This is a genomic window from Parabacteroides sp. HGS0025, from assembly GCF_000969845.1.
In the GTDB taxonomy this organism is placed as follows: Bacteria; Bacteroidota; Bacteroidia; order Bacteroidales; family Tannerellaceae; genus Parabacteroides; species Parabacteroides gordonii.
In genome coordinates this window covers 4,411,789-4,434,868 of the sequence record NZ_KQ033902.1, presented here as the reverse complement: position 1 = coordinate 4,434,868, position 23,080 = coordinate 4,411,789, and the positions used below count along the sequence as shown (strand labels likewise).

Annotated in this window: 15 protein-coding genes; 8 read left to right on the top strand and 7 right to left on the bottom strand. The window is 43.2% G+C overall.

The window, feature by feature from the left end:
* Positions 1-41: 41 nt before the first annotated feature.
* Together HMPREF1212_RS17205 and HMPREF1212_RS17200 are read right to left on the bottom strand one after the other, a co-directional pair.
* Positions 42-1,025 carry a FecR family protein gene (locus HMPREF1212_RS17205; RefSeq protein WP_046150153.1) on the bottom strand — a complete coding sequence of 328 codons (984 nt, stop codon included), beginning with the start codon at positions 1,023-1,025 and terminating at the stop codon, positions 42-44.
* Between the two features lie 87 nt (positions 1,026-1,112).
* Entirely contained in the window at positions 1,113-1,688 is a 576-nt protein-coding gene (locus HMPREF1212_RS17200) for an RNA polymerase sigma factor (protein WP_028728612.1), read from the bottom strand.
* An 866-nt stretch (positions 1,689-2,554) separates the two neighbouring features.
* Here HMPREF1212_RS17200 and HMPREF1212_RS17195 point away from each other — a divergent pair.
* Positions 2,555-3,394, top strand: coding sequence for an Rpn family recombination-promoting nuclease/putative transposase (locus tag HMPREF1212_RS17195; protein ID WP_046150152.1), 840 nt, complete (start codon positions 2,555-2,557; stop codon positions 3,392-3,394).
* Positions 3,395-3,503: 109 nt separating this feature from the next.
* Here the strand turns inward: HMPREF1212_RS17195 and mdh are convergent, their stop codons facing one another.
* Positions 3,504-4,445 carry a malate dehydrogenase gene (gene mdh, locus HMPREF1212_RS17190; protein ID WP_028728610.1) on the bottom strand — a complete coding sequence of 314 codons (942 nt, stop codon included), beginning with the start codon at positions 4,443-4,445 and terminating at the stop codon, positions 3,504-3,506.
* A gap of 238 nt (positions 4,446-4,683) precedes the next feature.
* Between mdh and HMPREF1212_RS17185 the strand changes: the two genes are divergently transcribed.
* The gene (locus HMPREF1212_RS17185; protein WP_052725023.1) at positions 4,684-7,467 is read left to right on the top strand and encodes a SusC/RagA family TonB-linked outer membrane protein; all 2,784 of its coding nucleotides are present in this window, start codon (positions 4,684-4,686) and stop codon (positions 7,465-7,467) included.
* Positions 7,468-7,479: 12 nt separating this feature from the next.
* Positions 7,480-9,105 carry a RagB/SusD family nutrient uptake outer membrane protein gene (locus tag HMPREF1212_RS17180; protein ID WP_046150461.1) on the top strand — a complete coding sequence of 542 codons (1,626 nt, stop codon included), beginning with the start codon at positions 7,480-7,482 and terminating at the stop codon, positions 9,103-9,105.
* 66 nt (positions 9,106-9,171) lie between these two features.
* On the opposite strand, the gene glgP is transcribed toward HMPREF1212_RS17180, so the two are convergent.
* Positions 9,172-11,742 carry an alpha-glucan family phosphorylase gene (glgP, locus tag HMPREF1212_RS17175; RefSeq protein WP_046150151.1) on the bottom strand — a complete coding sequence of 857 codons (2,571 nt, stop codon included), beginning with the start codon at positions 11,740-11,742 and terminating at the stop codon, positions 9,172-9,174.
* 85 nt (positions 11,743-11,827) lie between these two features.
* The gene (locus HMPREF1212_RS17170) at positions 11,828-13,486 is read right to left on the bottom strand and encodes a glycosyltransferase (protein ID WP_028728606.1); all 1,659 of its coding nucleotides are present in this window, start codon (positions 13,484-13,486) and stop codon (positions 11,828-11,830) included.
* A gap of 127 nt (positions 13,487-13,613) precedes the next feature.
* Here HMPREF1212_RS17170 and HMPREF1212_RS17165 point away from each other — a divergent pair, with 127 nt between their 5' ends.
* Genes HMPREF1212_RS17165 through HMPREF1212_RS17155 form a run of 3 tightly spaced genes read left to right on the top strand, consistent with a single transcriptional unit; the run spans position 13,614 to position 15,246 of the window.
* Positions 13,614-13,904, top strand: coding sequence for a hypothetical protein (locus HMPREF1212_RS17165; protein ID WP_028728605.1), 291 nt, complete (start codon positions 13,614-13,616; stop codon positions 13,902-13,904).
* Positions 13,905-13,908: 4 nt separating this feature from the next.
* Positions 13,909-14,454 carry a lysophospholipid acyltransferase family protein gene (locus HMPREF1212_RS17160; RefSeq protein ID WP_046150150.1) on the top strand — a complete coding sequence of 182 codons (546 nt, stop codon included), beginning with the start codon at positions 13,909-13,911 and terminating at the stop codon, positions 14,452-14,454.
* A gap of 9 nt (positions 14,455-14,463) precedes the next feature.
* Positions 14,464-15,246: an amidohydrolase gene (locus HMPREF1212_RS17155; protein WP_046150149.1), complete on the top strand. Its 783-nt coding sequence runs from the start codon at positions 14,464-14,466 to the stop codon at positions 15,244-15,246.
* Between the two features lie 58 nt (positions 15,247-15,304).
* On the opposite strand, the gene HMPREF1212_RS17150 is transcribed toward HMPREF1212_RS17155, so the two are convergent.
* Together HMPREF1212_RS17150 and dnaK are read right to left on the bottom strand one after the other, a co-directional pair.
* Positions 15,305-17,596, bottom strand: a complete 2,292-nt coding sequence (locus HMPREF1212_RS17150; protein ID WP_046150148.1) for a sensor histidine kinase — start codon at positions 17,594-17,596, stop codon at positions 15,305-15,307.
* A 198-nt stretch (positions 17,597-17,794) separates the two neighbouring features.
* A complete protein-coding gene (gene dnaK, locus HMPREF1212_RS17145; RefSeq protein WP_046150147.1) occupies positions 17,795-19,711 on the bottom strand; it encodes a molecular chaperone DnaK in 1,917 nt (638 codons plus the stop codon).
* Between the two features lie 245 nt (positions 19,712-19,956).
* On the opposite strand from dnaK, the gene HMPREF1212_RS17140 reads away from it, so the two are divergent.
* Positions 19,957-21,351: a putative oxidoreductase C-terminal domain-containing protein gene (locus tag HMPREF1212_RS17140; protein WP_046150146.1), complete on the top strand. Its 1,395-nt coding sequence runs from the start codon at positions 19,957-19,959 to the stop codon at positions 21,349-21,351.
* Between the two features lie 151 nt (positions 21,352-21,502).
* A complete protein-coding gene (locus tag HMPREF1212_RS17135) occupies positions 21,503-22,960 on the top strand; it encodes an IS1182 family transposase (protein WP_046148182.1) in 1,458 nt (485 codons plus the stop codon).
* Positions 22,961-23,080: the final 120 nt, after the last annotated feature.

Here is a 23,080-nt window from a genome sequence, read left to right as displayed (position 1 = left end):
TTGCTTGATAACTGATGATTTACGTCATTTCATAGGCTTATCTATTTATTAAGTTTATTCGACTTGTTGATTGTGATGTTGTTGCCCGTTATTTCATAATCGAACCCGTATTGTATCTTCAATGCTTCCATCACATAAGGCAACTGTTCGTTCTTGAACGAGCCCGAGATACGGTCGCCTGCAATCTCGGGACACAATAATTCGATCTTTACACCATACCAGCGTTCTATTTTATGGAACACAGTGCTAAGTTTTTCCGATTCGAAAACCAGGTGGTCGCGCGTCCACGCTGTTTCTTTCAGATTGTCTGTGTTGTACAGGCTTATTTTCCTGTCGTTGGAATAGACCGCTTTCTGGTTGGGCTTTAATATGAATGTTTCCGACGGATATCTGGAGTCATAAAGACGGATGGATCCTTCTATCAGGGAGGTCTCGACAGAGTGGTCATCTTCGCAGGAGTGAACGTTGAAACTGGTACCGAGTACCTCGATGTTTAAATCTCCCACTTGTACGACAAAAGGATGTTCCTTGTCTTTAGATACATGGAAATAACCTTCACCGGTCAGCTTGACAACACGTTTGCCGTTCTGGTAGGTGTATGATAAGCTACTGGCGGAGTTTAATTTGACGGCACTTTTATCCGGCAATGTCAACTGTACCTTGTTGCCGGACGGGACTTCCGCCAGGAAAGGCTCACCGGATGGCTGTTTCTGCATAACAGAGATATTCCAGCCGGTAACGGAGAGCAGAGTAATTACGGCGATAGCTGCCGCGATTCGGTACCACTGTACAAATGTCTTTTTCTGTTGAGGTACTATTTGTTCGTGGAGCTTGTTACGGAGATCCTGTTTGCGTTGTGCATCCATTGCCGGAAAGTGATCGTTCTCCTGCCAGAAGTCTTCCATACTTTTGGCCAGTTCGGTATCCGGGAGTTGATTCAAAGACTCCTTGAAGTCTTTGAACCGTTCCCTGTTGGTATTTCCATTTAAGAATTGAGAATATAATTTGTTGAATAAATCAGTCATATTTTCTTGATCGTTTATAGTTACACGAAAGAGCACCAAAATAGTACCAGCTATTTTGATGTGTTCTAAAACATATTTTGTTTATGCTTAAATAAAGAGGGCAAAGAGGAAGTTGTATTTGCCGAGTTCGACACGTAATACTTTCAACGCTGCGGATAAATGGTTCTTTACCGTCTGTTCGGACAGGTTCGAGGCGGCGGCTATTTCGGTGTTGCTCATCCCTTCCTCACGGCTCAGTTCGAAGATGTTGCGTTGGGCGGGTGTCAGTTTTTGTTTGGCGATCGCTAGCTTTTCGAGGAAATCGTTGTAGTAGACTTTCTCGACGGAGGTATTATCCAGTAAGTTTTCGTCCTCACAGAAAGCGATGTAATCTTCAAAGTTTGCCCGGTTCACCTGCTGGCGGAAAATATCTATTACATGGTTTTTCGCGATGGTGAACAACATGGATTTAAAAGAACCTTCCACCGATAAGGATTCCCGCATATTCCACAGCTTGAGGAAAGTGTCCTGAACAATATCTTCAGCTTGTACGGTCGACTTGGTATGCAATAGGGCAAATCCGTATAGAGAGTCGGCGTATACATTATATAATGTATCGAAAGCCTCATACGAACCTTCTTGAAGTTTCTTTATCGTCTCACAATGTATTGATTTTTCAGGCATATAATACTAGCTTATCTTGAGTGCGTAAAGATAGGAATAATATTATTCCCTTTTCGTATATTTGAGGGAGTGAAATAAGAAGCCGTGCCGGAAAGGGCGGATATCAACAATAATCGTATCTCCAATCCTTCATAAAAAAGTTTTCCAAAATAAATCCTTCAATTGTTCAGCACCGAGGATATATAGTTGAACATCTTGTATTTAAGGCTGAAGGAAATTTTACTTAGATGAAGGAGACGGCTTTGTTTTTGGATTAATGCTTCATATTCCTGCCTAAAATCAATACCATTCTTAGTCCATTCCTTCAGGCGAAGAGTGAGACTGGAGTAATGAGTAATAACAGGATATATAGTATACTATTATCATGCAAGTTAGTACTATTTTATTGTTTGTCATTTGTCGAACGCTTATATCACAATTGTCGAACAAGCGTTTGACAGCTGACAAACAAGCGTTCGACAAGTGACAAACGGAAAAGAAGAAAGGACAATTGAGCCAGAAGGTCACTACCTATGCGGTAGAATACAATATACAAACAGATAATCGGCCGGAGGCTATTCGTTCTTTTTATACTATCGGAAGTTATCGTTTCTGAATAAAAAAAATCAACATTCAAGAGAATTCCTTCAGCAAAATTATTTTCCTTCAGCCATACAAGTATGATTACCAGTAAAATACCAACAATCCTGAATAAATGAAGGATTTATTTTAGAAAACTTTTATTGTATAGATTGTTCAATCGGAGGGAAGTTTTGTTTTTGCCGGATACAAATAAAAAACACCTTTAGATGTTGAAATATATAAATAATGTCTATATTTGTCCCGTTGCCTGTTATTAGGTAATAAACCAATAAAACCATTGACATATGGAAAAGTACGTAAACATTATGTTAGACAAGGCTTTTAAAACCGTATTTGGTAAAAAGCAAGTAGCAATCGACTTTATCAATGCCGTTCTTGAAGGCGAACATCAGGTAAAAGACCTGACCTATCTTGATAAAGAAATCCAACCGGAAGTAATAGAACAACGCACAGTGATCTTCGATCTTCTTTGTGAAGATGTGGACGGAACTAAATTTGTGCTTGAAATGCAGAATTGCCCCCAACGTTACTTCTTTAATCGTGGGTTTTATTATATTTGTCGGATGGTCTCCCGTCAGGGAGAGATAGGTTCTGACTGGAAGTTTAGCTTGCTTCCTGTATATGGCATCTATCTGCTGAACTTTAGTCTACCTGAATTTCAGAGTTGGCGTACAGACGTGGTGCTGGCTAATGAAGCAACAGGTAAAGCTTTCGGTGAGGTTAAACTGAAGCAGATTTATCTTTCGTTTGACCTGTTTAATTTAAGTAAAGAGGAATGTCAAACGCCTCTTGAAAATATAGTTTATATATTGAAGAATATGAATTTATTTGATATGTCTCCGTTTAAGGAGAAAAATGATGCCTTCAAACGCCTGCTTGATGTGGCTAATCTGGATGCAATGACCTCTCACGAACGGGCTGTCTATGAAGAGAACTTGAAGATTTACCGCGACTGGCGCAATACTTTGGAATATGCAGTGGAAGAGGCTGAAGAGAAAGGTCTGAAAAAAGGGAAAGCAGAGGAGCAACGTCAGATTGCTGCGAATTTAAAAAGGCAGGGAGTCGATATTAAAGTAATCGCCAAGTGCACCGGTTTATCCGATGAAGAAATAGAACAATTGTAATATTTATGATCCTGTAAAATCACTGTTTAGCAGGTAATTAAAAGTAAAAAGAGGATAGCCCCATCGGAGCTACCCTCTTTCCTATATAATCAATGAGTTTGTTTACTGATTATAATGCACCTACTTCTTTCAAAGCTGCGTTTGTGCCCTTAACAGCTACAGCGCTCTTAGCGAACAATTCTTTTTCTTCAGCTGTCAGTTCCAGTTCAACGATCTTTTCGATACCGTTCTTACCCAGGATAACAGGAACACCGATACAAAGATCAGATTCGCCGTATTCTCCTTCCAGATAAACTGAACAAGGAACCATCTTGCACTGGTTGTGGATGATTGATTCAACAACGAATGCTCCGGCAGCACCCGGTGCATACCAAGCAGAAGTACCCAACAGTTTAGTCAGTGTAGCACCACCAACCATTGTAGAAGCAACAACTTCCTGCAGTTTGTCAGCGCTCAACAGTTTGCTAACAGGGATACCTTTGTATGTAGCCAGACGAGCCAACGGAATCATTGTAGTATCGCCGTGACCACCGATTACCATACCTTCAACTTCGTTAGCGTTGCATCCCAAAGCCTGAGACAAGAAATATTTGAAACGAGAGCTATCCAGAGCACCACCCATACCGATGATACGGTTTTTAGGTACACCCAGTGCTTTCAATGCCAGATAAGTCATTGTATCCATCGGGTTAGAGATAACTACGATGATTGCATTCGGAGAATATTTCAGTAGATTTTCTGCTACACTCTTAACGATACCTGCGTTTACACCGATCAACTCTTCACGAGTCATACCCGGTTTACGAGGAATACCTGAAGTGATAACAACAACATCAGAATTTGCTGTTTTTGCATAGTCGTTTGTGCAGCCAACCAATGTAGTATCGAAGCCCAGCAGCTGAGCTGTCTGCATCATATCCATTGCTTTACCTTCGGATACGCCTTCTTTTACATCAAGCATTACAACTTCGTCTGCCACTTCATTGAAGGCAAGAACATTTGCGCATGTAGCACCTACATTACCGGCGCCAACAACTGTTACTTTAGACATAATAATAAGTTTTATATGTTATTACTTATAATAATACTTCCTGTTTTTAACGAGGACAAAGGTACAATGTATTGCTGAATAAAGAAATATTTCCGTAAATAATTTATCGGCTATGATTATTAATTATAGCTAAATGGGGTATAGGTTTCCTTCGAAAACATTTCCGGTTTCATGAACAATCGTTGTTGATGGATAGTTTTTAATAAAAGGGGTTTCATAATCTTAAATCGATATGTCTATGGCTGAGTTATTTCATTCCTATTTGAAAGTTGTAATATTCTCTACAGGCTTATTATTCATCACTTCCTGGGAAGGCCGGGGGCAAGTGGCCCGGTTGTTGCCTGATTCGATAAAGACTGTCGTTCCCGATACGGTGAAGATGGATGAGGAGATATCGGTGGGATATGCGACGGGCAACCAACGTACCATTTCAGGTTCTGTCGATAAGGTATCGGAAAAGCGGATGAACAAAGGTTTTGTATCCAATCCGCTGAATGCGTTAAGCGGCCAGTCGGCCGGTGTCAGTATTTCTCCGGGAACGAACAGGGCAGCCGCCCTGACTTCTGTCCGGGTACGTGGTACAACTTCCCTGACCGGTGGTAATGATCCGTTGGTCATTATCGACGGGGTTTCTTCCGATTTGAGTACGCTTAGTTCCATTTATCCGGCGGATATAGAGAGCTTCACGATCCTGAAAGATGCTTCCGAAACGGCACAGTATGGTTCGCGCGGTGCTTCCGGTGTGATCGAAGTGGCAACCAAGAAGGGGAAAGGCGGTGCGTTCAGTATCAGTTACGATGGTAGTTTCGGAGTGGAAGCGGTTTATAAGAATATGAAGATGCTTTCGGGCGACGACTTCCGCGCGGTTGCCAATGAACGGAATATCGATATCCTGGACTTGGGCTATAACACGAACTTCCCCGATGAGATTACCCGTGTCGGGATCGTGCAGAACCATCATATCGCTCTGGGCGGTGGCTCTGAAACATCCAACTATCGTGCATCCCTCGGTGTGGTGGATCGCGACGGGGTGGTACGGACAAATGATATGCAGAACTTTACCGTTAAACTGGATATTTCGCAAAAGGCTTTCAGCGACCGGTTGAAAATAGATATGGGTGTTTTCGGTTCCCTGCAAAAGAACCGTTACCTGAATGATATCCAAAAGACGTTTTATTCGGCGGCAGCGTTCAATCCGACCTTTCCCAACCACCGGGACGAACAGACCGGATCGTGGAACGGTGTTACCAATGCCAGCCAGATCACCAATCCGTTGGCCTGGTTGGAGGTGAAAGACGATGATTCGAATGCGCACTTTAATACGCATCTGAAATTTACGGTCAGGCTGAGTAAGCAGTTGAAGTTTTCCGCTTTCGGTTCTTATACCTATAATGTAATAGATAATTCCCAGTATCTGCCGACCACGGTATGGGCGCATGGACAAGCCTATAAAGGGGAGAGGAAGATGGAAGACCTGCTGGGTAACCTGATGCTGAGTTATTCGAACGATTGGGGAAAGCATCATCTGGATGCGCTTGGCCTGGCGGAAGCACAGAAGAACATACTGACCGGATTCTATACGACTGTAACGAACTTCTCGTCCGATAAGTTCGGCTATAACAATCTGCAAGCAGGAGCAGTGCGCCTGTGGGAAGGAACGAATTCTTATTATGAAGATCCTCGCCTGAGCTCTTTCCTGGGACGTGTGAATTATGTGTATGCCGGGCGGTATGTAGCCACGGTCAATGCACGTGCGGATGCTTCGTCGAAGGTCGGAAAGAATAATAAATGGGGTTTCTTTCCTTCCGTCTCCGCTGCCTGGGTGGTAAGCGAGGAGGATTTTATGAAGCAGTTCACGTTTATGAATAACCTGAAGGTGCGTGCCGGTTACGGTTTGTCGGGAAATCAGGATGCTATCGATTCGTATAATTCCCTTCAGTTGGTCAAGCCTAACGGGGTAGTCTCTTCCGGTGGTACTCCGACGGTGACGATGGGGGTGATACGGAATGCCAACCCCGACCTGAAGTGGGAGGTGAAGCGTACGGTGAATGCCGGTATAGATGTCGGCTTTTTACGTAACCGCGTGCTCTTTACCTTCGATTATTATAATTCGAAGACGAGCGATATGCTTTATCTCTATGATGTGAGCGTCCCGCCGTTCGCCTATAATAAGTTGCTGGCAAACCTCGGTTCCATGCGTAACAGCGGTGTCGAACTGGGATTTGGTGTCACTCCTCTCCAGACGAAAGATATGGAACTGAGCGTGAACGTGAATGTGACGTTCCAGCAGAATAAATTATTGTCCCTGAGCGGAATGTATAAAGGGGAACAGATGTCTGCCCCGGAATATACCAGTATCTCGGATCTGAATGGTGCAGGCTTCCACGGTGGATATAATCATATTGTCTACCAGGTTGTCGGGCAGCCTTTGGGTGTCTTTTATCTCCCTCATTGTACAGGACTGACGCAGCAGGAGGATGGTAGTTATAAATATGAGATTGCCAACCTGAACGGGGGAGGAGTGAATATTGAGGACGGCGAAGACCGTTATATTGCTGGACAGGCAACTCCTAAAACCATGCTGGGTTCGAATATCAGTTTCCGGTACAAGCATTTCGATGTATCCTTGCAGATAAACGGGGCATTCGGGCATAAGATCTATAACGGGACTTCGCTTACCTATATGAATATGGGCAGCTTTCCTGACTACAATGTCATGCAGGGTGCACCCGGGCAGAATATCAAAGACCAGACGGCTACCGATTACTGGTTGGAAAAAGGCGATTATATCAATTTCGATTACCTGACTGTCGGCTGGAATGTGCCGTTAGGTAAATGGAAGAAGTATGTACGGAGCCTGCGACTGTCGTGTTCCGTGAATAACCTGGCGACGATCACCGGTTACTCCGGCCTTACGCCTATGATTAACAGTTATATAGTCTATAACACGCTGGGAATAGACGATAAACGGAATTATCCGGTTTACCGCTCTTATACTGTTGGCCTGAGTTTTCAATTTTAATCGTTTATCATGATGAAGAAATTAATTTTACTTTCCTGTATATTATGTGGCTTTGCCCTTCTCTCATGCAGTAAATTCCTGGAAGAGAACCCGAGGGATCAGATACCGGAAGAGGATGCTTATGATAATGCCACTTCGGCGTACCTGAATACAGTGGCGACACTTTATAATTATGTAGGAGGTTACAGCGATAGCCAGGGATTGCAGGGTACTTACCGGGGAATTTACGACCTGAATACATTTACTACCGATGAGGCAATCTTGCCGACCCGGGGTGGCGACTGGTATGACGGCGGTTTCTGGCAAGGATTGTTCCTTCATAAATGGGGTGTCAACAGTGATGCGATACGGGCAACCTGGGAATATTTGTACAAGGTGATCGTATTAAGCAATAAATCGCTCGAACGGCTGGATGAGTTCTATAAACAAACCAACAATAAATATATACCGGTTTATATGGCGGAAGTCAGGGCTTTCCGGGCCATGTATTACTATTATCTGGTCGATATGTTCGGACGTGTGCCGCTGGTATTATCTTCTTCTACTCCGATGAAGGAAGTGAAACAGAGTACCCGCGAAGAAGTGTTCAGCTTTGTTGTAAAGGAATTGCAGGAATCGTTGCCGCTGCTGAGTACGGAAAGGAGTAACCAGTTGGGGGATTATTATGGCCGGATGACTCGTCCGGTAGCTTATTTCCTGTTGGCTAAACTGGCATTGAATGCAGAGGTCTATACGGATAACGACTGGACAAGCGGCAGCCGTCCGGATGGGAAGAGCCTGTTCTTTGAAGTAGGCGGACAGCGCTTGAATGCCTGGCAAACAACGGTTACCTACTGCGACTCCATCACTGCACTCGGTTATCAGCTTTCCCGCAATTATGAAGAAAACTTCTCAGTATTCAACGAGACTTCCGTAGAGAATATATTTACCATTCCGATGGATAAGAATTTCTATACGAACCAGATGCAATACTTATTCCGTTCCCGCCATTATAACCATGCCAAAGCGTATGGGTTATCGGGCGAGAACGGATCTTCTGCCACTAAAGAAGCGCTTCGCACCTTCGGATATGGTACCGGTTCGGTAGACTCCCGCTTCGACAAGTGTTATTTTGCCGGCATTATGCTCGACCTGAACGGGGATACCATCCGTCTGGACAATGGGGTTGTACTGGAATATCTACCCTGGACGGTCGATCTGGATGTATCGGGGAAAACGTATGAGAAAGTGGCCGGTGCCCGTATGAAGAAATACGCTATCGACAAAACGGCAACCAAAGACGGTAAACTGATGGATAACGATATCGTCTTATTCCGTTATGCCGATGTTTTATTAATGAAAAGTGAAGCGAAGGTTCGTAACGGTGAGAATGGGGATGCGGAACTGAATCAAGTTCGTTCGCGGGTCGGTATGGCCGACAGACGTGCTACGCTGGATAATATACTGGCGGAGCGCCAGCTTGAATTTGCCTGGGAAGGATGGCGGCGGCAGGATCTGGTGCGTTTCGGTTTGTTTCCCCGGGCATATAGTAGCCGTCCTCAGTTGCCGGACGAGGGGAGTGGCTATACGACCGTTTTCCCTATTCCTGAGAATATTTTGTTCCTGAATGGTAATCTGACACAGAACCCGGGATATTGATACAAACGAAAAAGGATGCTTCGTCTCCGGAGCATCCTTTTTTCATATCTGTTATAGAATTGTTTCTTATAACTGAATCCAGCGAATATATGCAAAGTCCATACGGTGAGGCAATTCTTTGTTTACTGGGTAAACGCGGAAGCCCATCTTGTGGTTACCAGCTTCGCTCGGTGTTGTCTTCAATTCGAAGAATAATTTAGAGCCTTCTTCTTTCTTCAATTCAAACTGTTTCGTATAAAGCAGTTCAAGCTGATGATTTTCTGTATTCTCTTTCGTTACAACCACTTCAGCACCTAACATTCCCTGAAGATCTTTACGGTCGATCACCAGATTGAATGAATATTCCTGGCCTACTACAGGACCGTCTACTGAAAGGTCTTTGCTGCAGGTGAATGATTCGACCTGGAAGCTGTCCCAGTGCTGAGCCACTTCTTCTTTCCATGCAGCGATCGCTTTTGCTTCGGCGAAGCTGTTTTCATGCAGATGAGAAGAACGGGTAGCCAGTTTGTTGTAGAAACGATCCACATAATCATCCAGCATACGTTTCATTGTGTAGTCAGGAGCGATCTGTGACATGGAGTTCTTGATGTACTGGATCCATTCCGGAGAATATCCCTTACTGTTCTTTGCATAGTAAGTCGGGATAATTTCTGTTTCCAGAATATGGTAGATAGTTGCAGCATCCAGCTGATCCTGATATTGCTGATTTTCGTAAGTACGCTTGTCGGTCAAAGCCCAACCTGCACCTTCTTTGTAACCTTCATACCACCAACCGTCGAGTACGGAGAAGTTCAGGACACCGTTCATTTCGGCTTTTTCACCAGATGTACCTGATGCTTCTAACGGACGTGTCGGCGTGTTCAACCAAACATCCACACCTGCGATCAAGTGACGTGCCAGACGCATGTCGTAGTTTTCGAGGAAGATGATCTTGCCCAGGAACTCCGGACGACGGGAGATCTCGACGATATGTTTGATCAGTCCCTGTCCGCCACCGTCTGCCGGGTGAGCTTTTCCTGTAAATACGAACTGGATCGGATATTTCTCGTTGTTAACGATCTTAGCCAAACGGTCGAGATCGGTAAACAACAGGTGAGCACGTTTGTAAGTAGCGAAACGGCGACCGAAACCGATCAGCAATGCGTTCGGATTGATCTTTTCGAGTACAGACACAACCTTTGAAGGATCGCCCTGGTTTTTCAACCAGTTTTGTTTGTACTGAACTTTGATGTATTCGATCAGTTTCTTCTTTAATGTCTTGCGAAGATCCCAGATTTCATCGTCGCTGACGTTCTGAATGGCTTCCCAGTACTTTTTGTTAGACTGATCTGTCAAGAATTTTTTGTCGAAATGTTCGTTGAAGAAACGTTTCCATTCGGTAGAAGCCCATGTCGGCATGTGTACGCCATTGGTTACCCAGCTAACGTGAAGTTCGTCGGGGAAGTATCCCTTCCATACCGGAGCAAACATCTTCTGTGATACTTTACCGTGCAACCAACTTACGCCGTTTGCTTCTTGGCAGGTATTCAGTGCAAATACGCTCATGGAGAACTTTTCGTTTGAACCCGGGTTTTCGCGTCCCATATCGATAAATTCCTGCCAGCTGATACCCAGCTTGCCGGGGAATTCACCCATGTAACGACCGAACAGGCCTTCGTCGAAATAGTCGTGTCCGGCAGGAACCGGAGTGTGTACTGTATAAAGGGCAGAAGAACGTACCACTTCCAACGCCTGGTTGAAAGTCAGTTTGTCATTCTGGATATAGTCTACCAGACGCTGTGCGTTGATAAGGGCAGCATGTCCTTCATTACAATGGTAAACCTGTTTCTTGATACCCAGCTTGTTCAGCATCAGGATACCACCGATACCTAACAGGTATTCCTGTTTCATACGGTTTTCCCAGTCGCCACCATATAACTGGTGAGTGATCGAACGATCCCATTCGCTGTTCTGGGGGATATCCGTATCCATCAGATATAAAGGCACACGGCCTACGCTTACTTTCCAGATATGGGCATAAACGGTTCTGCCGGGGTAAGGAACTTCCAGTACCATCGGTTCGCCGTTGGATTGCATAACCTGTGTAAGAGGCAATGTGTTGAAGTTTTGTGCTTCGTAGTTGGCAATCTGCTGTCCGTCCATAGACAGAGTTTGGGTAAAGTAACCGTAGCGGTACAGGAAACCGACTGCTGTCAGGTCGATATTGCTGTCGCTGGCTTCTTTCAAATAGTCACCGGCCAGAACACCCAAACCTCCTGAATAGATTTTCAGGATGTTTGTCAGACCGTATTCCATACTGAAATAGGCTACTGAAGGTTTTGTTGCATCCGGCTTTTTGTCGACGTATTTTCTGAAGTTGGCGTAAACTTCCTGAATTTCGGCCATCAATACTTTGTCTGCCTGAATTTCTTCAATACGCTTGTAAGATAAGCTTTGGAGTAGGAGAACCGGATTCCCTTCCGTTGAGACCCACAGGTCTTTGTCTAGTTTTCCAAATAATTTAGCTCCCTCATGATTCCATACCCACCAAAGATTGGTAGCAATTTCGTGTAGGGGTTGTAGTGCTTCCGGGAGCATCGAATGTGAATAAACGTCCTGCCATATCGGACTATTTGCGTTATTCGCTTTGATTTTCATTATCGTGAAATTTAAAGTGTTTCAATTTGAAATAATATGTAAAACGCTGCAAAGATAGAATTATCTTGTTAATAATGAGATATTTTTAACAATTTCTTTTGGCTGCAGCCTTCAGAGCTTCGCTGAATGCCGTTTGATAGTAAACGATAAACTTGCTCCATTCGGCTTTTTTTGCCAGTTCAAAGCAGCGTTTACGTATTTCTCCCGCCTCTTTATTGCTTTTTTTAACAAGTGAGAGGATGGAAGTCGTGATAGCATCAGCAACATCGAAATAATTGAAGTCGGTCCGGTCGATTACGGCTACTCCATCACTGATGTTTTTTCCGGATACACTCTTTTCAGCCCAAAGGCCGAATCCGGCCAGGTTGGTTGTCACTGTCGGTATGCCGAAGGCAACACTTTCCAGCGGGGTGTATCCCCAAGGTTCGTAGTATGACGGATATACGGTAGCATCCATACCGATCAACAGATCGTAATAAGGCTTGTTGAAGATACCGTCGCGTCCGTCCAGGTAACAGGGAACAAATATTATTTTTAGCTTTTCGGTTGCCTGATTGGTGAATCCGGCGTGCGAAATATAATTTAAAACCTTATCCTGATCCATTAGGTTCATCCAGTGGGTGATAAAAGGCATTTGCAGGGGAGAAGTCGTCTTGATATCGTTCTCGATAACCTCTTTCAGGTCTGCACGTGCGTCACGAACCCAGGCGGGAACCATAATGAATGCCACGACTTCACGTTGTAACTCTCCTGAATTACGTACGCGGTTCATTGCTTCAATGAAAACGTCGATCCCTTTGTTACGGTATTCATAACGTCCGCTGGTTGAAACGAGCAATGCTTCCGGTGAGATGGAACATCCCAGTAACTTCTCGGCTACATTGATCAACGTTTGGCGGGCTTCTGCACGTTTCTTTGTATATTCTTTTCCTTCCGGAACAAAGTTCGGTTCGAAACCGTTCGGTGTCACGATGTCCGGTGCTTTATCGAGCAGTTGCTTACATTCAAGGGCTGTGATGTCACTAACGGTAGTGAAACAATCCACGTAATGGGCCGTCTGCTTTTCCAGAGAATGTTTGGCTTCCATGTTCAGCTCTTTGGCCATCTGGTCTCCGTTATAGCCTTCCATATAAGCATATAATGCTTTATTATTTCCGGCAATAGAGCGACCTATGGAGGTGGCGTGTGTCGTAAACAGGGTTGCGATAGCGGGGATCTGCTTTTGTATGTAAAGCGCTCCCATTCCCAGCATCCATTCGTTGAACAGTGCTGTTACTTTTTGGTCTGATAGGTTGTTGAAGTTGTAGAAACTTTCAATTACTTTACCTACGGCATAGGCGAAAATACAGGATTCGTCGTAATCACCGTAAGCATGCATTGAATCTACGCGGAAGTTTTCCCACATAGAATAGAAGAAAGCATCTCTCTCACTGAAAAAAGGCTTGAAGTCGACGAGTATAACCGGAGGAGTACCGGGTACATTCCAGCGGCCGACCTTCATCTTTAGTTTGTCAATGGTTTTTGCATGTTGTCTCCAATCAGCAAACAGAGTATCATCTTCAATAAAATCAGGGGCGTTTGTCTTACCCCATACATCGGGTCCGATAAAGATCACTTTATCGTTGAACATCTGTTGTAATGTATGTGCTTTTGTAGAAAGTACCGTGTAGATTCCTCCCACCTTATTACAGACTTCCCAACTGCTTTCAAAGAGATATTCTGGCGTTGTTGTCTTTGTATCCATAAACGATTTTGTTTATAATCAGAGAATTCGAAGGTGCAAAGATACATTATTTTTATATTTTTTGCCCGGTGTATGAGTTATTTAATGAAGTAATTCGTAGATTTGTGGATATTTAAATGCAAATGTTATGGCTAAAAGAAGAATTTTGAAGAAAGAAATCAGTTATGTGGCTGGTGAGTTATTTTCTGAGGTGTTAGTGTGTAAACTCTTTATTCCTGGTATCAATGAAGATAAAGCTGATGCGCTGATGGCAAGAATACTTGATATGCAGGATGAATTTATCCGTCGTGCCGGTACTCCGGATGCGAAAGAGAATAAGACACTAGTAAAAGAATATTATCGTAAACTCAGAGTCGATTTGCAGACAGAAGTAAACGCCGTTGCAGACGAAATAGGAGCGCTAAGCAAAGAAAAGTAAATAAATGAAGAAAGCTATCAGTAGGGCACTTCTTCGCATGACCGGATGGAAACTGGGGCCAATAAGCGAAGATGTGCCTAAGTGCGTGATATGCGTTGCCCCGCATACCAGCAACTGGGATTTTATTGTCGGTAAGTTATTTTATACGGCATTAGGGCGTAACGCCAGTTTTCTTATCAAAAAGGAATGGTTCTTTTTCCCGTTCAATCTGTTGTTTTCGTGGCTGGGTGGTGTACCTGTAGACCGACATAAACGGACTTCGGTAACCGATCAGATGGTTGAGGTGTTTAACGAGCGTAAAATTTTTCAGCTGGCTGTGACACCGGAAGGAACACGTAAAAGAACGGAGGAGTGGAAAAAAGGTTTTTATTATATAGCAGAGAAGGCACGGGTTCCTATTATGATCGCTTATTTCGACTATGCAAAGAAGGAAGTCGGAGTGAAGGGATTGTTTTATCCGACCGGAGATGTAGATAAAGATATTCATACAATTCGCGAACATTATCGGGATGTGACAGCTTGTCACCCGGAGAATTTCGTACAAGTTTAATTTACTATTATGGCAGACAGTTTACGTATCAGCATGATCCAGTCCCATATTATATGGGAAGACAGAGACGAGAATCTTGGTTATTACGGAGAGTTACTCCGGCGTGTAAGCGGAAAGACGGATATTGCCGTACTTCCGGAAACATTTACAACCGGTTTTTCCATGGAAGTGGAAAGATTGGCTGATACGATGGAAGGCCCTACTATCCCGGCTATAAAGGGATGGGCCGGCAAATATAATCTGGCTGTCGCCGGTAGTTTCATTGCGAAAGAAAACGGAAAGTATTTTAATCGTGCTTTTTTTATTACTCCCGAAGGAGAGGAATATTATTATGACAAGCGTCATTTGTTCCGGATGGCTGGTGAAGACGAGCATTTCACTGCCGGTGATAAACGCACGATCATAACCTACAGGGACTGGAATATCTGTTTGCAGGTTTGCTATGACCTCCGTTTTCCGGTATGGAGCCGGAATGTAAAGAATGAGTATGACTTATTGATCTATGTCGCAAACTGGCCTGAACCTCGTAAAAAGGTATGGAAAGCATTATTGCCGGCCAGGGCTATTGAGAATATGGCTTATGTTTGCGGTGTAAACCGGGTGGGTATAGATGGTAAAGGATTCACGTACCGGGGAGATTCCATGATCTTTTCACCGAAAGGAAAGAAACTGGCGGATGCCGGCAAACGTGAAGAGATAACACGTACCTGCACCTTAAGTAAGAGTGAGCTTGAAGAGTTACGCGCAAAATTCCCGGCGTGGAAGGATGCAGATGCTTTTTCGATTCTCTGAATGATAGAACGATTGAAAAAAGAGCGGTTATCGGATTTGTTCCGGTAGCCGCTCTTTTTTATGAGATAACTAAAGGCAGTGATATTGTAAAACAGCTTCCTTTGTTTTCTTCTGATTCCAGTTCTATGACTCCTCCGAAACGATGGATGATGACCTGGCATATAGCTAATCCTAATCCTGTGCCTTGTGCAAATTCATCCAGCTTATTGAAACGTTCGAATACCGCCTTCTGTTTTTCTTTCGGAATACCGATTCCCGTATCTTCAACGAAGATATCTACAGCCAGTCGTTTAGGGTTATAACTATAGCCGATCTTGATATATCCGCTTCTGGTGAATTTGGAAGCATTGTTGATGAAATTAGTTACGACCTGTGTCAGGCGGTGTTTGTCGGTATTCAGCATAACTGCTTCTTCCGGTTTTTCTATTTTTAATTCGACACCCTCCGGCATGAGTAATCTGTGGGTCTGATAAACATTATTCATCAGATCTGATAGGTTGCATTCGCTGAACGAAAACTCCATTCTGCCTGACTCAATACGCGACAAGTCCAGGATATCGTTTATCAGTTTTAAAAGAAGGTCGGAATTGGTGTTTATCAGTTTCAGAAAATCATTGCGCTCACTGGATGATAGCTCGACATCTTCTTCTGCTATGATGTTTGAAAATCCTACGATCGCATTCAGCGGAGTCCGTATCTCATGACTCATATTGGCAAGGAATGCCGATTTCATTTTGTCCGATTCTTCTGCCTTTTGTCTAGCATAGATCAGTTCCTGCTCTGCTTCTTTTCCTCGCTGGATATTCAGGCAGAGGCCGCTAAAGAAATCATCCTGTTTATTATATGTATATCTGAATTCCCACCATTGATAATCCTTATCATTGAATTTGCATTGTATTTGCGAGATATTATTTTCTAAATCACCGGATATGGCCATTTCTATATTCATATTGAATATATGCAAATGTTGAGGGAGGATATAACTGCGGAATTCCTCTATGCTGAAAGGATTTTCCTTTAAACCTACAGCTGTATAGAAGTCCCTGTCAAAATAGAACTTATTGTTTCTTAACTGGAAAGCGAAGACATTTCCCCCGGCTAATGCCAAAGACAGGAATTGTTCTCCTTTTCTCAGACTCTCCTGTGCTTGTTGTTTATTACGGTTTTCACGCAGGTAAAGATAGGTCAGGTATATTATGAGCAAAATAACTGTTATACCTATACAGATACCGAAAGATATGATATGAGATTTATATTTTTCGAAAAAAGGCATATTGACGATCTGATAGTTGCCGGGTATTTGGTTGAGAGGAATGTTCCATCGAACCATTTCTTCCCAATCGATCAGATATTCTTTTGGACTTTTTGTAATGGGAATACTACTGAGTGGCTTTCCGCGTAACACTTCACTGGCTGTTTTTACAGAGAGTTCGATTTGTGCGTGATAAGGTGTAATGTAACCTCCCAGTAAACCTTCTTTTAATCCAAAACCTTCGTTGATTACGGTGATAGTAGGTGCACTGGAAAATAGCCCCAGTCGTTTGGATGTAAAATCACGTTTACTTTGTACGAAGACAGAGTAGCGGGCTAATCCGGATAAGGCCCATAATAGCTGGGCTGATTCTGTTTCCCGCCCATTGGTTAGTGCATAGTATGTTTTTGACGGTTTGTTAAGTACTGTTTTCTCTATTATCAGGGAACTGTCTTTAGTTAATATGTATTGATTTTTATCGTCTACCGTGAAATGATAGCCAGCAACATAATTTATGCCCTGTGCTTTTAGCTCATTGAGAAAAGAACCGGTTGTTTGCTTTCCTAGATAGGTGTTGTCTGTCCAGATATTAATTCTCATAGGCCCGTATATATCTTCTGACATTTTGATTGTTTTCAGAAATTCCGGGCGATCCCAATAGCCGGTTATATTGGGGTGTTTTTTCAGCAGGTTCCAGTTTGGATAGTTAACGCCGGCGAAAATAGTTGGAACTTGTTTGGATAGCGGATGGTCACTATTCATAAATGAATAACATGCCTGATCATCATATGTCAGAACTATATCCGGGCGCCAGCCGTCAAGTGAATCCAGATAGTTGTAAATTCTAGCTTTTTCTTCTTTATCCATGTATGACTCACAATCCAGATAAAAAGTCCGAATATCCGTTTTTATGTGATTTCGTTTGAATTCATGGAGTATTTTGTGTTCTGTACCAATATATCCGTCGTACTCCGGTTCGTATGATTGAATAACCAGTATCCGTTTTAAGTCTGATGCCGATTGATTGCAGGAAAAACAGGCAGCCAGTAACAGTATGCCTGTGAGGTGGAATAGATATTTAGTTAATGCCGTTTGCATAAATACTAGTGTTACTTTTCCGGGTTATCGTGATCAAGCGACTGAAACCGTATTGTTTATATTTAAGGGAGCAAATATAACGAGTAGTTTTTGAATATCAACGAATTTTGGTTTTTTAATTTACAGGGTCAAAAAAAAGCGACTGCCGGAGGTTAGTCCGACAATCGCTCTTCATCTTATGTGGAAAATGTAATCTTATTATTTTACTTCTTCGAAGTCTACATCTGTTACGCCACCGTCTTTAGTTCCACCGGCGTTATTGTTTGCCTGTTGCTGTCCGAAGTCTGGTCCCGGTTGTGCACCGCCCTGAGCATTCTGGGCATTGTACATTTCCTGGCTTGCAGCCTGGAATACCGTATTCAGTTCAGCCATAGCTGCGTCGATACCTGCAACATCCTGCGCTTTGTGAGCTTCTTTCAGCTTATTCAATGCAGCTTCGATAGGAGCTTTCTTGTCAGCCGGAAGTTTGTCGCCCAGGTCTTTCAACTGTTTTTCAGTCTGGAAGATCATACTGTCAGCCTGGTTCAGCTTGTCGATACGTTCTTTTTCTTTCTTATCGGCTTCTGCGTTAGCGGCAGCTTCGTCTTTCATACGTTTTACTTCGTCATCGCTCAAACCGCTGGAAGCTTCGATACGGATGCTCTGTACTTTACCTGTACCTTTATCTTTTGCAGATACGTTCAGGATACCGTTTGCGTCGATATCGAAAGTAACTTCGATCTGAGGTACACCACGTTGTGCAGCAGGTATGCCGTCCAGGTGGAAACGACCGATCGATTTGTTATCCTTAGCCAGAGAACGTTCACCCTGCAGGATATGGATTTCTACGGACGGCTGGTTGTCGACAGCAGTTGTAAATGTTTCCGATTTCTTAGTAGGGATAGTTGTGTTAGCTTCGATCAGCTTAGTCATCACACCACCCATTGTTTCGATACCCAGAGACAGCGGAGTAACATCCAACAACAATACGTCTTTTACTTCACCTGTCAATACACCTCCCTGAATGGCAGCACCTACGGCTACTACTTCATCCGGGTTAACACCTTTGGAAGGAGCTTTACCGAAGAATTTTTCAACGATAGCCTGTACAGCCGGGATACGTGTAGAACCACCTACCAAGATTACTTCGTCGATGTCGGAAGTATTCAAACCTGCGTCTTTCAATGACTGGCGGCAAGGTTCGATACAAGCCTGGATCAGGCTGTCAGCCAATTGTTCGAATTTAGCACGAGTCAGTGTCTTAACCAAGTGCTTTGGAATACCGTTAACCGGCATGATATACGGCAGGTTGATCTCAGTACTTGTTGTACTTGACAATTCGATCTTTGCTTTTTCTGCTGCTTCTTTCAAACGTTGCAAAGCCATCGGATCCTTACGCAGGTCGACACCTTCTTCACGCAGGAATTCTTCTGCCAGCCAGTCGATGATTACGTGGTCGAAGTCATCACCACCCAGGTGAGTATCACCGTTAGTTGATTTTACTTCAAATACACCGTCTCCTAATTCCAGGATTGAAATATCGAATGTACCGCCACCAAGGTCGAATACAGCGATCTTCATATCTTTGTTAGTTTTATCAAGACCATAAGCCAATGATGCGGCAGTCGGTTCGTTCACGATACGGCGAACATTCAGACCGGCGATTTCACCGGCTTCTTTTGTTGCCTGACGTTGAGCATCGCTAAAGTAAGCCGGAACAGTGATCACTGCATCTGTAACTTCCTGTCCTAAATAATCTTCAGCTGTTTTCTTCATCTTCTGAAGAACCATAGCTGAAATTTCCTGCGGAGTATACAAACGACCTTCAATGTCAACACGCGGAGTGTTGTTGTCGCCGCGTACTACTTTATAAGGTACACGATTGATTTCTTTTGATACCTGATCGTATGTTTCACCCATGAAACGTTTGATAGAGAATATAGTTTTTTCCGGATTGGTGATAGCCTGACGTTTTGCGGGATCACCTACCTTACGTTCGCCGCCTTCCACGAAAGCTACGATTGAAGGAGTAGTTCTTTTACCTTCGCTGTTAGCAATAACAACCGGTTCGTTACCTTCCAGTACGGCAACACATGAGTTGGTTGTTCCTAAGTCGATACCAATAATTTTTCCCATAATTCGATAATATTTTAATTGTTATTATTTTTCGTCTTTGCTTTTTCTCTTGTCGAGTTGCACCAATTAGTATACAAAACGTATGCCAAAGTAACAATGAACGCTTCCGAATTGTTTTTGTTGTCAGAAATAATGACAATACGGCAGATGTTAAAACGATATATTTTTATCTTTGTGCCATAGGACGGATGATGACATAATTTATATGTAAAGAAGAGACTATTATCAATTAAATCGTTTATAAAATGAAAAACTATCTAGTTTTTACCATGACTGCACTTTTATTGGGAACTTCCTGTTCTTCCAAAAAAGAACAGACCGAAGGTTTTTCCGGTGCTCAGGGAGAGGTAAAGCTTATAACGCTTGATCCCGGACATTTCCATGCAGCCCTGGTACAGAAAGTATCTTATCCACAAGTTTGTAAAGATGTTTATGTGTACGCACCCGGAGGTTTTGATGTAGATGAGCATCTGAAGCGTATCGAGGGGTTTAATACACGCGCAGAGAATCCGACCGGGTGGAATGAAATTGTTTATACGGGTTCCGATTATCTGGAGAAGATGCTTGCCGAAAAGAAGGGGAATGTAATGGTTCAGGCCGGTAATAACGGAAAGAAAACCGAGTATATAAAGAAGACGCTTGAAGCCGGCATCAACGTGCTTTCTGACAAGCCGATGGCCATCAACAGTCAGAATTTTCAATTGCTGGAAGAGTGTTTTGATATTGCAAAGCAAAAGAATATCCTGTTGTATGACATTATGACGGAAAGGAATGAGATCACCACCTTATTACAGCGTGAACTTTCAACGATCCCTGCTATCTATGGAGAACAGTTGAAAGGATCTCCGGAAGAACCGGCTATTGTGAAGGAAAGCGTACACCATTTGTTTAAGCTGGTGGATAATAAGCCGTTGACCCGTCCGGTGTGGTATTTTGACGTGACTCAGCAGGGAGAGGGGATTGTGGATGTGACGACTCACCTGGTGGATCTCGTTCAGTGGGAAGCTTTCCCGGATCAGATCATCGACTATAAAAGAGATATTGAATTTGTGGATGCGAACCGTTGGACGACTTCAATCAGCCCGGAAGAGTTTAAGCAGGTGACGGGTACGGATGCTTATCCTGATTTCCTGAAAAAGGATGTGGAGAACGATACGCTGAAAGTATATTGCAATGGTGATATCGTATATAAGATCAAAGGGGTAACGGCCAAAGTTTCAGTTATCTGGAATTATACTTTCCCTGAAGGTGGTGGTGATACTCATTTCTCTGTCATGAAGGGAAGTAAGGCCGACTTGATTATCCGTCAGGGTAAAGAACAGGGGTATAAGCCGGAATTATATATTGAGGTATTGCCCGATATTGATCTGGCTGCTTATGAAAAAGAACTGGCTGCTGCCATGTCGACCGTGGCGGATAAATATCCGGGAGTTGCTTTGGATAAGGTTTCGGATAATGTATGGCAAGTTCAGATCCCTGCAACATACAGGGTAGGGCATGAAGCTCATTTCGGACAGGTGATGGAAAATTATCTGCAATATTTGAAGGATGGAAAATTGCCGGACTGGGAAGTCCCGAACATGATCGCCAAGTATTATGTTACAACGCATGCGTTGGAGATGGCGAAGGCAAAGAAGTAAAATAGAAACAAAAAGCCCCGGAGTTTGTCACGAGGGCACTGAAAAAGTCCTTTTTATAGCAATCGGCTTCTAATTAGTCAGCACATATCCACCAATATATTGGGATATGTGCTGACTTTTTCTTATCTTTATAGGTATAAATCAAGCAGATATGGTACCATCTCAACAGACCTTCCAATTCAGTCAATACTCAAGTTTATATGACTTGATAGTTCCGGCAGACAATTTATTACGCCGTATAAACGACCTTATCGACTTCTCCTTTATCCACAAAGAGCTTTTGAATAAATACTGTATTGACAATGGACGAACAGCAGAAAGCCCTGTACGGATGTTCAAATACCTTCTGCTGAAAACCATCTTTGATATATCGGATGTAGATGTAGTTGAGCGTTCGCGTTATGATATGTCTTTCAAGTATTTTCTTGGTATGTCACCTGAAGAGACAAAACTCATCAATCCGAGTTCTTTGTGCAAATTCCGCAAACTTCGCCTCAAAGACAAAGATATGCTGAACCTCCTTATTGGCAAGACCGTATCCATCGCCATCGAAAAAGGCATTATTAAATCGAAAACGATCATTGTTGACGCCACTCACACAGGTTCTCGCAGTAACCCTTACTCTCCGATTGAGGTTTTAAGACTCCGCTCAAAGCAACTTAGAAAGAGCCTTTATGATACCGATGAGTCCATAAAGGAGCATTTACCTAATAAAAACGAAGATGACAATTTAGAGAATGAACTTGATTATGCCAAAGCTTTACTTGATGTGGTATCAACAGATGAAACACTGATAAATGTCCCCAAAGTTAAAGAGCGCCTTAATATGCTCCGAGAGACTCTGACAGACATAGCAGATCACTATGTTACATCCAAAGACGAAGACGCACGCATTGGACACAAAAGTGAAGACGATTCGTTTTTCGGATACAAGACTCACATCGCCATGAGTGATGAACGCATAATAACTGCAGCTACAGTTACTTCGGGAGAAAAAGGCGATGGTCCCCAACTACCTGAGCTCATAGAACAAAGCCGCAATAATGGTATGGTGGTAGAAACCGTTATTGGCGATGCCGCCTATTCAGGAAAAGATAATATTCAACTCTCTGATGAGAGTGAAAACGGATTTGAACTGGTAGCCCGACTTAATCCGGGTATAAGTCAGGGGCATCGTAAGGAAGAACAACTATTTGATTTTAACAAGGATGTAGGCATGTTTGTATGTCCGGCAGGGCACATGGCAATACGACGTGCTAGACAAGGGAAAAAGAATCAGCCGAAAAACCAAACTATAGTATACTATTTCGATGTTAATAAGTGTCGTGTATGCTCACGAAGAGAAGGGTGTTACAAAGAGGGATCAAAAACAAAGACCTACTCGGTAGTCATTAAATCAGACGAACACCAACGACAGTTGACTTTTCAAGGTACTGATGAATTTAAGGCCAAGTCTCGAACAAGATACAAAATTGAAGCTAAAAATGCGGAACTAAAGCAAGTATTCGGATATGACAGAGCCTTATCATACGGGATCTCTTGCATGCAACTGCAAGGTGCTATGGTCATATTTGCTGCAAACATCAAGAGAATACTCAAATTAATCTAAAGTGAGGGCTGTTTTACAATAATTGATCGAGAAATGGGCTTAATGGCTCATGTGAGCGATTCTATAAGCATTTCAAAGAGTCTCGTTCAATAAAAGAAAGTTGCCAAATCCAAAGTTAGG

Excerpts from the sequence above, each read along its gene's own strand:
- HMPREF1212_RS17160 (WP_046150150.1), top strand. The coding sequence starts at position 13,909 with ATGAAGAAAGCTATCAGTAGGGCACTTCTTCGCATGACCGGATGGAAA.
- glgP (WP_046150151.1), bottom strand. The coding sequence starts at position 11,742 with ATGAAAATCAAAGCGAATAACGCAAATAGTCCGATATGGCAGGACGTT.
- HMPREF1212_RS17170 (WP_028728606.1), bottom strand. The coding sequence starts at position 13,486 with ATGGATACAAAGACAACAACGCCAGAATATCTCTTTGAAAGCAGTTGG.
- HMPREF1212_RS17140 (WP_046150146.1), top strand. The coding sequence starts at position 19,957 with ATGAAAAACTATCTAGTTTTTACCATGACTGCACTTTTATTGGGAACT.
- HMPREF1212_RS17185 (WP_052725023.1), top strand. The coding sequence starts at position 4,684 with ATGGCTGAGTTATTTCATTCCTATTTGAAAGTTGTAATATTCTCTACA.
- HMPREF1212_RS17165 (WP_028728605.1), top strand. The coding sequence starts at position 13,614 with ATGGCTAAAAGAAGAATTTTGAAGAAAGAAATCAGTTATGTGGCTGGT.
- HMPREF1212_RS17150 (WP_046150148.1), bottom strand. The coding sequence starts at position 17,596 with ATGCAAACGGCATTAACTAAATATCTATTCCACCTCACAGGCATACTG.
- HMPREF1212_RS17155 (WP_046150149.1), top strand. The coding sequence starts at position 14,464 with ATGGCAGACAGTTTACGTATCAGCATGATCCAGTCCCATATTATATGG.
- HMPREF1212_RS17135 (WP_046148182.1), top strand. The coding sequence starts at position 21,503 with ATGGTACCATCTCAACAGACCTTCCAATTCAGTCAATACTCAAGTTTA.
- mdh (WP_028728610.1), bottom strand. The coding sequence starts at position 4,445 with ATGTCTAAAGTAACAGTTGTTGGCGCCGGTAATGTAGGTGCTACATGC.
- HMPREF1212_RS17205 (WP_046150153.1), bottom strand. The coding sequence starts at position 1,025 with ATGACTGATTTATTCAACAAATTATATTCTCAATTCTTAAATGGAAAT.
- HMPREF1212_RS17180 (WP_046150461.1), top strand. The coding sequence starts at position 7,480 with ATGAAGAAATTAATTTTACTTTCCTGTATATTATGTGGCTTTGCCCTT.
- dnaK (WP_046150147.1), bottom strand. The coding sequence starts at position 19,711 with ATGGGAAAAATTATTGGTATCGACTTAGGAACAACCAACTCATGTGTT.
- HMPREF1212_RS17200 (WP_028728612.1), bottom strand. The coding sequence starts at position 1,688 with ATGCCTGAAAAATCAATACATTGTGAGACGATAAAGAAACTTCAAGAA.
- HMPREF1212_RS17195 (WP_046150152.1), top strand. The coding sequence starts at position 2,555 with ATGGAAAAGTACGTAAACATTATGTTAGACAAGGCTTTTAAAACCGTA.